The sequence below is a fragment of the Afipia massiliensis genome (assembly GCF_014203115.1).
Taxonomy (GTDB): Bacteria; Pseudomonadota; Alphaproteobacteria; order Rhizobiales; family Xanthobacteraceae; genus Afipia; species Afipia massiliensis.
The window spans coordinates 125,127-138,839 of the sequence record NZ_JACHIJ010000007.1 but is presented as its reverse complement, the minus strand read 5'-3'; the positions used below and the strand labels follow the sequence as shown (position 1 = coordinate 138,839).

Here is a 13,713-nt window from a genome sequence, read left to right as displayed (position 1 = left end):
TTTTGCGAGCCTCGAAGGATGACGATGCACTTAGGACGATGGGTGCCGTCGCCCTTCGAGGCCTCCGCTGCGCTACGGCACCTCAGGGTGACGGCACAGCTTATCCCCCGCGCACCGGCGGCATCACCACCTTGTCGCGACGGCAGGCGCGGCGGTCGATCTCCTCGCAGGCGCGGAACTGCAGATCCTTGCTCATGCAGATGCGCACCTCGCTGAGACGCTTGCTGTCGCAGGTCACCGCAATGGCCGAACTGGAGAGGCCGGGATTGACCTTGATGAAGGCGTCCTCGATGTCGGCTGGCGCAACTAATCTGGTGTCGGCCAGTTCGAGATATTCGGCCGGAATCTTCACCGCCGCGCGGGCCTTGCGGGTGGTTTCGAAATAGGCGCGGGCGCCCAGTCCCGAGCAGGTGCCGTGCTTGTCCCATTCGTTGTAGATCAGGCCCGGCGCCGGCATCAGATCGAGCATCGAGGTCATGACCTTGCGGTCGAGTCGCGGCGACGGCCGCTGGCAATAGTTCGGAAAGCCGCGATCGTATTGCGGCCACAGCCCGTGCACGACGAAAGAAAACGGCCGGCCAGCGCATTGGGTCTGGATGCCGCGGCCGGAATTGCCGCGCTCACTCGCGGCCTGACAGAACGACGGCGACCACGACAGCGCGAGCACGTAGAAGTCGAACTCGCCGGGCGCATTCTGGCGATGATCCTGCGCCGATGCGGAGCCCGCAACGACGCCGGCCATCACAAGGCCGAGCAGCGGGGCGGTAAACCGGCGGAACAACGAGTCGGTGAAAAACCCAAATGAAAAAACAGCGGCCGACGAACCAGACCTGAAACCGAACATGGCGACGCCCCCACCCCTCTCCGCATCCTCCGGCCAGCGCCGGAGCTCGTGCGGACTACGCAATGCTCAAAGCCTAGTCAGGCCAAAAGAACATTTCAAGAACAAAATCGCCTCGTCCACCGCGAAGCGGACGGGGCGACCCGAATCACGAATCGATTTTGCGAAGTTTAGGGCCGTGCGGCCTTGCAGGATGGGTTGTAGGCCCAATTGCGGTCGAGGCCGACCACGCACCATTCGACACCCGAATCGAATCCGGCGAAGCCGCCGTCCTCGATGACCGAAAAATGCACCTGACGTGCGCGGCCATCGTTCAGCATGGCGCTGGCGGTGCAGAAGCGGCGTGGAATGCTGTCATTGGCCCAGGCGCGGAACGCAACCTCGTGGACATTGGCGTAGCCTGTAATCACAAGCGCCGAATTCCAGAACTTGCTCTCTTTTTCCGCGAACTGCTGGGAAATGGTCCCGAGCGCTTCGCTGCAGGGGCGTATAGCGCCGTCGTAACGCGGGCCGGACAGCCAGATGCCGCGCTCCAGAACACCGGCGGCTTCGACCGCAGGGCTGAATGCCGTCAGGCCGGCCATGGCGCCAAGCGCCAGGGCAAGAGTCAGTTTCCGGATTGTCGAGAAAAGGTCGCGCATGAAGGCGGTCCACCGAATGATCGTTGCGTCGGAAGGTGCCGCGAAGCCGTCAGCCGGTCAAGTGCAGCGCGGCAACACTCGGCCACCAACCCCCATCGAATCGCGCTGGCGTTCTTTCCATGGCAGCCCGACCGCCTTATGGTGAGGGTGGAATCGAACGGAGAGCATGATGCGAGCGACTGGAACGGCGATCCTGACAGCAGTTTTGGGGACCCTTGCGCTGACGCCAGCAAACGCGTTTGTCGACACGGTGCCGCCCTTCAAGGGCAACGACACCGGCGGCATCATCGCCTATTCGCTCTACAAGGAAGGCGCGGACATCAAGGCGATGGCGGTCGATCATTGCGCCCGCTACGGCAAGGCCGTGAAACTGACCGGCACCGATGCCCAGTACGGCGGCTATATTTCCTTCGCCTGCGTCTGGGTCCATCCGGGTCACCTCGATCGGCCGCTGCGCGTCGGCTACTGACACCACATCAAAGGGGCAGCCCATGACGCGAACGCCTTCATCTCGTGTGATGGCGCTGACGATCTGTGTCGGCATGTTCGCCCTTCCCGCGCTGGCCGGTCCGGTCGAAATGCCGAACCGCAAGCCGGGCCTTTGGGAAATCAAGGTCAACGCCGGAGCCCAGATGCCCGCGATGACCATGCAGCAATGCACCGACGCCACCACCGACAAGGACATGGCCGCCTCCTTCAGCCCGATGGCGAAGGACATGTGCTCCAAACAGGACATGCAGAAGACCGCGACCGGTTTCGTGATCGATGCGACCTGCACGGTCGGCGGCACAACCTCGGTCTCACGCACCGAGATCAACGGCGACTTCAATTCAGCCTATACGGTGAAGGTGTCCACCAAGGGCGACGGCAAGCTTCCGGAGTCGGTTACGATGATGGATGCGAAGTGGCTTGGCGCCTGCAAGGCGGACCAGAAGGCCGGCGACATCGTGATGCCCGGCGGCATGAAGATGAACATCAAGGATATGCAGGCCATGCAGGGAATGGCGCCGAAGAAGTAGGCGCAGCTCTACTTCCCGATCTACTTTCCGATCTTCCAGGGATCGTACTTCTCTTTCGAATCCGGGACATTCTTCATGGCGGCCCTGGCGGCGGCCTCTTCCCGGGCCATGCGCTTCTGCCGGTCCTCGCCCTGGGGCTGCGAAGCGCCCGTATCGCCGCTGGGACGCCCCCTGCCCTGCGCATGAACCTGTCCGGACAGCATCACGGCCGCGGCGGCAATCAGCACGAGTCTCATCGGACGTCTCCGTTGGCGAACGGCCGGAAACCTAGCCCCGTTCAAGGCCCCAGAACAATCAGAAATGCTCAAAAGGGACCGGCGCGAGCCGCATCAACTGACGCCGAACCGCTTTTCGAACGCCGCGACATTGATCACGCCGCGCCGATGGGTGCCGTCGCCGATCTTGCGGGACCCGTCCCAGGCCTCGACATCGAACAGCACGCTCTTGGCATCGATCTGGCGCACGCGTGACGTCACGCGCACCGTGCGCCCGACCGGCGTCGCCGCCAGATGCCGGACGTTCACCTCCATGCCGACGCTGACATAGCCGTCCGGCAACAGGTCGGCGATGGAGGCGGTGCTGGCCTTTTCCATGTGCAGGATCATGACCGGGGTCGCATAGACCGCCGGCATGGTCGCGAGAAAATGCTGCACCGTCATCTCATGCGCAACAGTGACGACCGTTTCGCCGGGAATGCCGACGGTGACTTTCTCAAGCACGTTCATGCGCGGGTTATTTCGCTGCGGCCTTGCGCTCGAGGAAGGTCTTGCCGCCCTTCATCTTGTGGGTCAGCGGTGCTTCATTGATCTGCACCGTCACGACTTCCGCATCGACCCCGAGGTTTTTCACCAGCGCCTGGGTGATGTCGAACATCATGCCCTTCTTCTGATCGTCGGTGCGTCCGGCGACCATGTTCACGATAACTTCAGGCATTGTTGCTTCCTTTTTCTTTGCGACGACGTCGCGTTCGTTTGCTTCCAACGTGTTTCTGCGTTCTTCGTCATGGCCGGACTTGATCCGGCCATCCACGACTTTCTTCGACCATCAGACAAGACGTAGATGGCCGGGACAAGCCCGGCCATGACAATCCTAGTTACTTCCAATTCACGTTGTGACGCGCGAGCACCTTGCGCACGGCTTCGACCAGATCGCTTTCCTTCGCGGCGAACTGCGCCTCGGCCTGCTTCTGCAGATAGTCGTCGCGATTACCGGTGTCTCCGGCAATTTCCGCACCGATGATCAGGTCCTTGATCTGAACCTCACCCTTCACCTTCTCGTCGCCGCCTTGAATGACGACGCACGGCGAGTTGCGCCGGTCGGCATACTTGAACTGCACGCCGAGATTGTTCTTCGGATTGCCGAGATAGAGTTCGGCGCGGATGCCCGCGTTGCGCAGCGTCGCGACGAATTTTTGATATTGCGCAATCTCGTTGCGATCCATCACCACGACCACGACAGGACCGAATTCCGGCGTGGTGTCGATCTTGCCGAGCAACGTCAGCGCCGCCTGCAGGCGCGACACGCCGATGGAGAAGCCGGTCGCAGGGACCGGCTCGCCGCGAAAGCGCGACACGAGTCCATCATAACGTCCGCCGCCGCCGACCGAACCGAAGCGAACGGGACGGCCCTTCTCGTCCTTGGTGTCGAGCAGCAGTTCAACTTCGTAGACAGGTCCGGTGTAGTATTCGAGCCCGCGCACGACGGAGGGATCGATCTTGATCCGATCAATTCCATAACCGCTAAAGCGAACGAGCTCCCAAATAGACATCAATTCATCAAGACCGGCCTTTACAGTCGCATTCCCATGAAATGACGATTGCATCTCATCAATGATGTACCAGTCAGCCAAATCCTTCTTGGTAACGTTTGACGGAAGAGACTTCCCTTCAGCTATTTCCACGGCAACCTGGTTCGTTAGATTCATAAAATGAACTATCGAATTCGATTGTGAATCGTTGAGTCCTGCACCCTTTGTAAAGTCGCCGCTTTCATCCTTGCGGCCTTCACCGAGCAACTGCTTCACGCCTTCAACGCCCAACCGATCCAGCTTGTCGATCGCGCGCAGCACCGTGAGGCGCTTACCGGCGTTCTCGTCGCCGCCAAGGCCGATGCTTTCCATCACACCATCGAGCACCTTGCGGTTGTTGACTTTCACCACGTAGCTGCCGCGCGGAATGCCGAGCGCTTCCATGGTGTCCGCCGCCATCATGCACATCTCGGCGTCGGCGGCGGGCGAAGCGGAGCCCACCGTATCGGCATCGAACTGCATGAACTGGCGGAAGCGGCCCGGACCCGGCTTCTCGTTGCGATATACGTAGCCGTTGCGATAGGAGCGATACGGCTTCGGCAGCGTGTCGAAATTCTCCGCGACGTAACGTGCCAGCGGCGCGGTCAGGTCGTAGCGCAGCGAAATCCACTGCTCGTCATCGTCCTGAAACGAGAACACGCCCTCATTGGGCCGGTCCTGATCGGGCAGGAATTTTCCGAGCGCATCGGTGTATTCCATGGCCGGGGTTTCCACCGGCTCGAACCCGTAGCGCTCATAGACCTCGCGGATGGTCTCGACCATCTGACGCGTGGCGGCGATCTCGGCGGGCGTGCGATCCACCAGCCCGCGCGGCAAGCGCGCGCGCAGTTTCTGCGGTTTTTTGGGTTTCTTGTCGGACATGAGTTCGTGTTTTCCGATATGCAGACTGTCAACATATCAGGTCACGGGTTATCAGCCGACGCGGAAGCGAGCAACCGTGCTCTCTTGTCCCTCCCCCTTGTGGGGAGGGTGGCGCGTTGTGAGCGAAGCGAACAATGCGTCGGGTGGGGGTAACGCGCCTGACGGAAAGCCCCACCCCGGCCTCCGCTTCGCTCGGCCGACCCTCCCCACAAGGGGGAGGGATTATTCAACCATCGTGCATCAAAGACGGAACTAATTCACCAGCACGGCGCCATCACATCGCACGCCGTTGACCCAGACATCCGCCTGGCCGAGGCCGACGCCGAGGGTCTGCAACACCGAGTTGAGCAGCGTGTCGATCGAGCCGGTCGCGCCGCCGATGATGCTGGCCACCAGCGCGCCGATGCCGGGGATCGGCAGCCCGAGCGGCCCAAGCTGCACGCCGAGTTGCAGATCGCCCAGCAGGCTCGCCGTCAGCGACGATGTGAACGACGTGGTGTTCACCGTTTTCTTGGTCCGCGCCTGAATGTCTGCGTAGCTGAAACTCACGCTGGTCGGCGATGTGTTGGCCATGGTGGCATGCGCCCGGCCTGACACCTGGATGATCCCGAGGTTGACGATATTGGCCGCCGGCGGATTCGGCTTGGTGGAGAAATTCGTCATCATGGCGGGCGTCACGTCGCCGATCCACGCGTCCACGATGCCGGGCGAAACGCCGAGCGTCACCGTTGACGTGTTGACGTTGGGATAGCCGCACGACACCGCGTTGAGCGTCGCGGTGCCCGCGGCGATCTCGACATAGACCGGAAGATTGACCACCGACACCGCGCCCGAGCCGACCAGCTGAATCTTGAGCAGGATGCGCGTCTGCGCGGTGTGAACGCTGGCGCCCACCTGGCCGACAGTGATCCAGCTCGTGCCCACCGGGCGCTCGCCCACCGTCGCCAGCAAGGTCACGCCCGCGATGCCGGGCAGCGACAGGTTCACATTCGCCGCGATCTGGTTGGTGCCGTTGGCCAGCGCCGCCGCGGCCGAGAGCAGATCAAGCGCCGACACGTTCGCGCCAACCTTCGGCTTCTGGCCGACCGTGAGACTGGAATAAGGCCCGACGTTGATCAGCGAGGCAGGCGTAATCCGCGTGGTCAGCCCCGATAACGACGATGAGATGCCGGAGAGCGCCGTGATCGCGCCGCTGTTGCCGGCGGCTGCAGTCTGCAACGCAGCAACAATGTCGGTCACCTTCAGGTTGCTGCTCAGCAGCGCCTCGTAGGTCACGCCGGTCAGGTTGACGCGCGTCGCCAGCGCGGGGAGGAAATCGAACGCATCGATGTTCGCACCGAGCAACGCATTGTAGTCCATCGCCGAGAGCGAGAGTGTGGTGCCGAGCATGCCGCCGAGCAGCGCATTCAACAGCCCGCCATTGAGCGAGACCAGCCGCGAGCCGATGGCGAAGGTCGCAAGCTGCGTGGTGCTGGCGATGGCGGTGGCCTTCAGGTCCCACTGGCTGTCGCCAGTCAGCACCTTGCCGAAATACAGCGGCGTTTTGGTTTTCAGGGACACACGCACCGCATTGGCGGGTGTCGCACCCGCGACGAAGCGCTGCTGCGGCGAGAGAGACGCCTTCGCCGTGTAAACACCGGGTTCGACAGCCACGAGCGACTCCGGGGGATATTTGTTCTTGGCGACGGTCGCCGCAGCAGCGCGGGACGCATTGGTGAGGTCGCTTGCGGCGACGATGGCCGCAAGATCGGCGGCGCTCTGGGTGCGGCGCTTGTCGGCGAAGATGGTGCCGACGTCGACGCCCAGCGCCGTGCAGGCGATGATCATCAGAAGACTTGCCGCGCCCATGATCGCGATGTTGCCGCGCTCGTCGGCGGCGAAGCGGCGGAGCAAACTTCGCGTGACGCTTGTTGAAGACGCCGACTTGTCCGGGGTCATGCTCAATATCCCCCGCGCGGGATCGCGGCCGAGCGCACGATGGTCGGGGACGGCGCCGGCACGAATGTCGGCAGCGAATAGATGAACATGCCGGAGGCGTCGTAGTTGACCGTGACGACGAACACGTTGGCATCGGAACCGGACGTCGCCGCGTTGACGGTCAGATGCGCCGGATTGATCAGCGGATATGAATTGACGTTGCCGGTGATGTAGCTATTGGCGAGCGCGCTGCGCTCGCTTTCACTCAGTCCGGCGACGGACGACCGCGCGGCTTCGGCGGCCAGTTGCTGCACGCCGTGAATCACCGCGAGATACGAGCCGTACATGATGATCCCGAACACGATCATCAGGAACACCGGCGCGATCATCGCGAATTCGACCGCGATGGCTCCGTCGCGCGCCGCGAGAAATTTTCGGGCAGTGGTTTTGCAGACCCGTTTCATGACGGGCATTTGCGCACACAACTTTTAAGAGCATACTAATTCACAAAACAACTATCAGGTGTATTATGTTCCGGCCGCGCCATGTGAATTCACGTACCGGCGACCATGCGTCGCGATGCGTTCCGAACGAGGCCGGAAGCTGATAGGCTCTGCTCCTAACAAAGAAACTTGCTCCTTGCCGGAAGGAACGTCCCTTGAATATTCAACGCCCTCGCCCGAATGTCGCGACACCGAACGATCTCGATGCTTTCTGGATGCCGTTTACGGCCAACCGGGCGTTCAAGGCCCGCCCGCGCATGCTCGCCGGCGCCAAGGACATGCATTACTTCACCACCGACGGCCGCAACATTCTCGACGGCGCCGCCGGCATGTGGTGCAGCAACGCGGGCCACAGCCGCGATCCGATCGTGAGTGCAATCCAGAAGCAGGCCGCGACCCTCGACTATGCGCCGCCGTTCCAGTTCGGCCATCCGCAGGCCTTCGAGCTTGCCAGCCGCATCGCCGCGCTGGCGCCGAAGGGGCTGGAGCATGTGTTCTTCTGCAACTCCGGTTCGGAAGCGGTCGATACCGCGCTGAAGGTGGCGCTCGCCTATCACAACGGCCGCGGTGAAGCCGGCCGCACCCGGCTGATCGGCCGCGAGCGCGGCTATCACGGCGTCGGCTTCGGCGGCATTTCGGTCGGCGGCATGGTCAACAACCGCAAGATGTTCGGCACGCTGCTGACCGGCGTCGATCATCTGCCGAGCACTTATGACCGCGAGAAGCAGGCCTTCACCAAGGGCGAGCCGGAGTATGGTGCGCATTTCGCCGACGAGCTTGAGCGCATCGCCGGCATCCACGGCCCCGGCACCATCGCCGCCGTTATCGTCGAGCCGATGGCCGGATCAACCGGCGTGCTGGCCTCGCCGAAGGGCTATCTCAAGCGGCTGCGCGAGATCTGCGACAAGCACGGCATCCTGCTGATCTTCGATGAGGTCATCACCGGCTATGGCCGCCTCGGCTATGCCTTCGCGGCGGAGCGCTACGGCGTGCTGCCCGACATGATCACCTTCGCCAAGGGCGTCACCAACGGCGCAGTGCCGATGGGCGGTGTGCTGATCCGCGACGCGATCTACGATTCCTTCATGAAGGGCCCGGACCACGTCATCGAGCTGTTCCACGGCTACACCTACTCGGCGCATCCGCTGGCCTGCGCCGCCGGTCTCGCCACCCTCGACGTCTATCGCGACGAAGGCCTGTTCGAACGGGCCAAGGCGCTGGAACCGAAATGGGCCGATGCCGTGATGGACCTGCGCAAGGAGCCGAACGTGGTGGACATCCGCACCGTCGGTATCACCGCCGGCATCGATCTGGCGCCCCACAAGGACGGCCCCGGTAAGCGCGGCTTCGAGGCGCTCGACTCGGCGTTCCACGACCACGAACTGATGATGCGCGTGGCGGGAGACACCCTCTGCCTGACCCCGCCCCTGATCATCTCGGAAAGTCAGGTCGGCGAGATCATGGACAAGATCGCCAAGGTGATCCGCGCGGTGGCTTAATGCCGTAAGGCGCAGAATCTCTCCGCGTCATGCCCGGCCTTGTGCCGGGCATCCACGTCTTGAAAAGCTCGCGACAAGGAAGGCGTGGATGGCCGGGACAAGCCCGGCCATGACGACTTACAATTTGGCGCAGCAACAACTTCGCGCCGAATCAAACTTGATGCTAAGCTCAGTTCCGTTCGGGGTTGGGCAGGCTTCATGATCCGCATATCGACGATTTTCATCGCCATCTGCATGGTGCTGATCGCAGCGTCGCTCGGCCTGATGCTCTATTCGCTGGCGGGACTCAGCGTCTCCGAATCCGCCATCGTCGCGCTAACGGCGCTGACCTTCCTGATCCTCTACAACGCAGTCTCGATGCGGCTGCGCGACCGCACCGATGTCGGCAGCCAGATCGCCGACCTGTCGCGCGGCACCGCGGACCTCGCGCGGCAAGTCGCCGAGTTCGGACGCCGCATGAGCGCCATCGAGACGCGCCTCTCGGCGACCGACGCCAACGGACAGGAACGCATCCAGACAGTGGCCGGCGAAATCAGCGAACTCGGATCGCTGGTCAAGCAGCTCGCCTCCTCCGTCGCGGCCCATGACGAGGTTCTCGCCAACGCTGCGACCATCGTCCGGCAGGTTGCCGAACCGGCCGCCGTGGCAAACGAAACACCGCCGGTGTCCGCCCCTGCTGACAACGCCCCGATGGATGCCCCCGCGGCAATCGCCAGCACATCTGCGGCCGAAGCACCGCTGCCGCCTGCGCATCACACCAATGCCCAGCTTCTCGTCGCGGTGAGAAACGCCATCGAGGCCAATCGCATCGACCTGTTCCTGCAACCGATGGTGACGCTGCCCCAGCGCAAGGTGCGGTTCTACGAGGCCGTGGCGCGGCTGCGCGACGACAAGGAGCAGTTGCTGACCGCGAATGATTTCGTCGGCACTGCGGAAGCCGCCGGCTTGATGGGCCAGATCGATCACACCGTAATGCTCCGCTGCGTGCAGGTGCTGCGGCGGCTGATGGTGCGCTCGAAGGATGTCGGCGTGTTCTGCAACGTCTCGGGTGCGACGCTGAGCAATCCGTCGGTGTTCGGCCAGTGCCTCGATTTTCTCGAAGCCAACCGCATCCTGGCGCCGTCGCTGGTTCTCGAATTCAAGCAGAGCACGTTCCGCCATCTCGGCCCCGTCGAGAGCGAACATCTCGCGGCGTTGCAACGGCTCGGCTACGGCTTCTCGATCGACAACGTCACCGACCTGCGGCTCGATCCGCGCGAACTCGCCGATCGCGGCGTGAAGTTCATCAAGGTTCCGGCGGCGATGCTGCTCGACCAGAAGCAACTCTCGACCGCCGACATTCACGCCGCCGACCTGTCCGACCTGCTCGGGCGCTTCGGCATCGATCTGGTCGCCGAGCGGATCGAGGGCGAGCGCGCCGTGGTCGATCTGCTGGATTACGACGTCCGCTTCGGCCAGGGCTTCCTGTTCGCGCCGCCACGCCCGCTGCGGCCGGAGGGCGCAACCACCCCCACGGAACCCGCCACTTCGGCGGCTTCAACGGTTGACGCCCCGGCCCGGAAAGAAGAAAAAGCCGACGCCAAATTCGACGCGAGAGCCGAGGCTCCCCGCGTCACCGGCAATGCCGCGCTAGTGTCCCGTATCCGCCCTTCGCCTCACGCCGCAGCGCCTCTCGAGCGAAGGGCGGATACGAAGGGACACTAGCAAATTATAATTGCCGTGATCCTTTGGTTCTGACATTCGTAAAAAAGTGCCTGCGAAAGACGCAGTACGAATGTCAGAACCGGATCACGGCCTCGCCGCGCATCCGCACAGAAGTGATCCAATTCCATGAAGCTACCTGACGTCACAGCCTTGCGTTTCGCCGACCGTTTGCGCGACCTCACGAGCGGCGTCGACGTCATTCTCAGCGACGTCTGGGGCGTGATCCACGACGGCGTTCATGGATTTCCCGATGCGTGCAAGGCGCTGCAAACATTCCGCGCACAAGGCGGTACGGTGATCATGATCACCAACGCGCCGCGCCCGGCCGACTCCGTGCAGCGCCAATTGCGCAAGATGGAGATCTCAGACGAAACCTACGACGCCATCGTGTCGTCGGGCGATCTGACGCGCAGCTTCGTGGCGTCGCGACTTGAACAGCCGCTGCTGCAGATCGGACCGGAGCGCGACAACCCGATGTTCCGCGGTCTCGACGTCAAGTTCACGACGCTCGAAAACGCCGAGTACATCGTCTGCACCGGTCCTTACGACGACGAGGTCGAGACCGAGGAAAATTATCGCGGCATGATGGAAGAGGCGCTCAAGCGCAATCTCACCTTCGTCTGCGCCAACCCGGACATGGTGGTCGAGCGCGGTCATCGCCTGATCACCTGCGCGGGCGCCATCGCCGAACTCTATCGCAGCCTCGGCGGCGAGGTGATCTTCTACGGCAAGCCGCACCGGCCGATCTACGACCGTGCGCTTGAGCTCGCGGCGGAAAAGCGCGGCGGCACGACGCCGGCCAATCGCATCCTTGCGATCGGGGATTCCGTGCGCACCGATCTTACCGGCGCGAACCTGATGGGGCTGGATTGCCTGTTTCTGACCCGCGGCATCCATGCGGTGGACTTCGAAGGCCTCGATGTCGCCGACGAATTCTCGGTGCGCCGGCTGTTCGGTGATGCAAAGCCACCGCTCGCACTGATGCGGGATTTGAAGTGGTAGGCGAAAGCCTCCCTCCACGTCGTCCCGGCGCAGGCCGGGACCCATAACCACCATGTTCCCGTTTCGCCGCGATACTTCAGGCCACAGTTTTCAACGATCCGTATTCCACGACAGCTTAGGGAGTATGGGTCCCGACCTGCGCCGGGACGACATCGTGTTTTTAGCTCCGCATTGAGCAGTGCCTCAACGCAAAATGCCCGGCGCGAGGCCGGGCACTGAAATTCTGCAGATGTGACGCGAGCGTTACGCCGGCACGTTGTCCGGGAACACTGCCTCGATCTTGGTCTTGAGCGTCGCGGCATTGAACGGCTTGACGATGTAGTTGTTCACGCCGGCCTTCTTGGCGGCGATCACATTCTCCGTCTTCGATTCAGCCGTGATCATGATGAAGGGCGTGGTCGCGAGGTTCGGGTCGCTGCGCACTTCCTTGAGCAGATCGTATCCGGTCATCGGCTCCATGTTCCAGTCGGAGATCACGAGGCCGTACTTCTTGCCACGCATCTTGTTCAAAGCTGCGGAGCCGTCGCTGGCGTCATCGATGTTCTCGAAACCAAGTTGCTTGAGCAGATTGCGGATAATTCGGATCATCGTGTTGTAGTCATCCACAACCAGAACCGGCATCGACAAATCCATGGCCATCGCTGATTTTCTCCCTCGAACGCAGCAACCGGCGTGCGTTATCAACCACTTTGCGGATGTCTTCTGACATCGCAGTCGGGGCGAACCTAGCATCGGCGGCTTAAACAGCCCGTTAATCGGACCGCATCGGGATTATCTTAAGTTGCGCCGTTAAGGCCCAATTCAGCAGCTTGACTCCGATGGCGGGCCGGGGTCAGGTCCGGCTCAATTTCTTCATTATCTTCCTACCGGTACCCATGACGACACGCTTTTCCGTCATTCGCGACACCACGCCCGCCAGCGCGATCACCAAGGGCGCGGCGGTGGCGCTCGGCAATTTCGATGGCGTCCATCTCGGCCACCGGGCCGTGATTTCCGCTGCCGTAGATATGGCGCGCAAGCGCGGCGCCCCGGCATATGCGGTCACGTTCGAGCCGCATCCGCGCAGCTTCTTCAGCCCCAACACGCCCCAGTTCAAGCTCACAGAACTGCGCGACAAGCTGCGGCTGCTGGCGGGGACCGGGCTCGACGGAGCCGTGGTCATGACATTCGACGCCAGGCGCGCCGGCACGACGGCACAGGATTTCATTAACCACGATCTGATCGAGCGGCTCGGCGTCAGCGGAATCTCCGTCGGCTTCGACTTCCATTTCGGCAAGGGCCGCACAGGCTCGCCCGCATTGCTCGCCGCCGAAGGCCCCAAGCTTGGCATCGAGGTGCACATCCAGAGCCACATCGACGCCGATGGCAGCGCCGTGTCCTCCACCGCCATCCGCAACGCGCTGGGTCAGGGACAGATCGATGAAGCCAGCACGCTGCTTGGCTATCCATGGTTTATTTCCGGGGAAGTCGTGCACGGCGAAAAGCGGGGGCGGGATCTTGGCTATCCGACCGCGAACATCCGGCTCGATCCGGCCTGCGGCCTGCGGCACGGCATCTATGCGGTGCGGGTCGGGATCGGCGACAAGCGCGTCGGCGGCGTCGCCTCGTTCGGCCGCCGTCCGACCTTCGACAACGGCGCGCCGCTGCTGGAAGTGTTCCTGTTCGACTTCAAGGGCGACCTTTACGGCCAGCGGCCGGATGTCGCATTCATCGGCTTCATCCGCGACGAGCTGAAATTCGACGGCATCGACGCGCTGGTGCGCCAGATGGACGACGACAGCGCAAAAGCCCGCGCCATGCTGGCGGCGGCGCCGGATGCGTTCCCGAAACTCGGAATTGTCACGGATTGAGCGGCTTGCGGGCCTTTCCGATGCCACCCATGCCTGCTATCTAGGCCCCATGTTGGCGCAGCGCACCAC

The 13,713-nt window shown here is 62.7% G+C and carries 15 protein-coding genes; 6 read left to right on the top strand and 9 right to left on the bottom strand.

The annotated features are described in order from the left end of the window. Positions 1 to 100 precede the first annotated feature (100 nt). Entirely contained in the window at positions 101 to 844 is a 744-nt protein-coding gene (locus HNQ36_RS21785; RefSeq protein ID WP_184088740.1) for a ribonuclease T2 family protein, read from the bottom strand. A gap of 167 nt (positions 845 to 1,011) precedes the next feature. Next, positions 1,012 to 1,482 (bottom strand): hypothetical protein, encoded by a 471-nt coding sequence (locus HNQ36_RS21780; protein WP_184088737.1) that lies wholly within the window; start codon positions 1,480 to 1,482, stop codon positions 1,012 to 1,014. A gap of 169 nt (positions 1,483 to 1,651) precedes the next feature. On the opposite strand from HNQ36_RS21780, the gene HNQ36_RS21775 reads away from it, so the two are divergent. Together HNQ36_RS21775 and HNQ36_RS21770 are read left to right on the top strand one after the other, a co-directional pair. Continuing rightward, a complete protein-coding gene (locus tag HNQ36_RS21775; protein WP_184088734.1) occupies positions 1,652 to 1,951 on the top strand; it encodes a hypothetical protein in 300 nt (99 codons plus the stop codon). A 22-nt stretch (positions 1,952 to 1,973) separates the two neighbouring features. Continuing rightward, positions 1,974 to 2,501 carry a DUF3617 domain-containing protein gene (locus HNQ36_RS21770; RefSeq protein ID WP_184088731.1) on the top strand — a complete coding sequence of 176 codons (528 nt, stop codon included), beginning with the start codon at positions 1,974 to 1,976 and terminating at the stop codon, positions 2,499 to 2,501. 20 nt (positions 2,502 to 2,521) lie between these two features. Here the strand turns inward: HNQ36_RS21770 and HNQ36_RS21765 are convergent, their stop codons facing one another. The 6 genes from HNQ36_RS21765 to HNQ36_RS21740 form a co-directional block, all read right to left on the bottom strand. After that, the gene (locus HNQ36_RS21765; protein WP_184088728.1) at positions 2,522 to 2,737 is read right to left on the bottom strand and encodes a hypothetical protein; all 216 of its coding nucleotides are present in this window, start codon (positions 2,735 to 2,737) and stop codon (positions 2,522 to 2,524) included. 93 nt (positions 2,738 to 2,830) lie between these two features. Beyond that, the gene (locus tag HNQ36_RS21760) at positions 2,831 to 3,226 is read right to left on the bottom strand and encodes a thioesterase family protein (protein ID WP_184088725.1); all 396 of its coding nucleotides are present in this window, start codon (positions 3,224 to 3,226) and stop codon (positions 2,831 to 2,833) included. 7 nt (positions 3,227 to 3,233) lie between these two features. Beyond that, a complete protein-coding gene (locus HNQ36_RS21755; protein ID WP_184088722.1) occupies positions 3,234 to 3,434 on the bottom strand; it encodes a tautomerase family protein in 201 nt (66 codons plus the stop codon). A 160-nt stretch (positions 3,435 to 3,594) separates the two neighbouring features. Next, positions 3,595 to 5,169 carry a histidine--tRNA ligase gene (gene hisS, locus HNQ36_RS21750; RefSeq protein WP_184088720.1) on the bottom strand — a complete coding sequence of 525 codons (1,575 nt, stop codon included), beginning with the start codon at positions 5,167 to 5,169 and terminating at the stop codon, positions 3,595 to 3,597. 252 nt (positions 5,170 to 5,421) lie between these two features. Next, positions 5,422 to 7,107: a TadG family pilus assembly protein gene (locus tag HNQ36_RS21745; protein WP_246395486.1), complete on the bottom strand. Its 1,686-nt coding sequence runs from the start codon at positions 7,105 to 7,107 to the stop codon at positions 5,422 to 5,424. 2 nt (positions 7,108 to 7,109) lie between these two features. Next, a complete protein-coding gene (locus HNQ36_RS21740) occupies positions 7,110 to 7,559 on the bottom strand; it encodes a TadE/TadG family type IV pilus assembly protein (RefSeq protein WP_430641394.1) in 450 nt (149 codons plus the stop codon). Positions 7,560 to 7,744: 185 nt separating this feature from the next. On the opposite strand from HNQ36_RS21740, the gene aptA reads away from it, so the two are divergent. The 3 genes from aptA (at position 7,745) to HNQ36_RS21725 (ending at position 11,794) form a co-directional block, all read left to right on the top strand. Then, positions 7,745 to 9,088 (top strand): omega-aminotransferase AptA, encoded by a 1,344-nt coding sequence (aptA, locus tag HNQ36_RS21735; protein WP_184088717.1) that lies wholly within the window; start codon positions 7,745 to 7,747, stop codon positions 9,086 to 9,088. A 198-nt stretch (positions 9,089 to 9,286) separates the two neighbouring features. Next, positions 9,287 to 10,792 carry an EAL domain-containing protein gene (locus tag HNQ36_RS21730; protein WP_184088714.1) on the top strand — a complete coding sequence of 502 codons (1,506 nt, stop codon included), beginning with the start codon at positions 9,287 to 9,289 and terminating at the stop codon, positions 10,790 to 10,792. 126 nt (positions 10,793 to 10,918) lie between these two features. Next, a complete protein-coding gene (locus HNQ36_RS21725) occupies positions 10,919 to 11,794 on the top strand; it encodes a TIGR01459 family HAD-type hydrolase (protein WP_184088711.1) in 876 nt (291 codons plus the stop codon). Positions 11,795 to 12,037: 243 nt separating this feature from the next. Here HNQ36_RS21725 and HNQ36_RS21720 read toward each other — a convergent pair whose 3' ends face one another. Beyond that, on the bottom strand, positions 12,038 to 12,433 hold the full coding sequence (locus tag HNQ36_RS21720; protein WP_002713246.1) for a response regulator: 396 nt from the start codon (positions 12,431 to 12,433) through the stop codon (positions 12,038 to 12,040). 236 nt (positions 12,434 to 12,669) lie between these two features. Between HNQ36_RS21720 and HNQ36_RS21715 the strand changes: the two genes are divergently transcribed. Further along, positions 12,670 to 13,644 carry a bifunctional riboflavin kinase/FAD synthetase gene (locus HNQ36_RS21715; RefSeq protein ID WP_184088708.1) on the top strand — a complete coding sequence of 325 codons (975 nt, stop codon included), beginning with the start codon at positions 12,670 to 12,672 and terminating at the stop codon, positions 13,642 to 13,644. Positions 13,645 to 13,713: the final 69 nt, after the last annotated feature.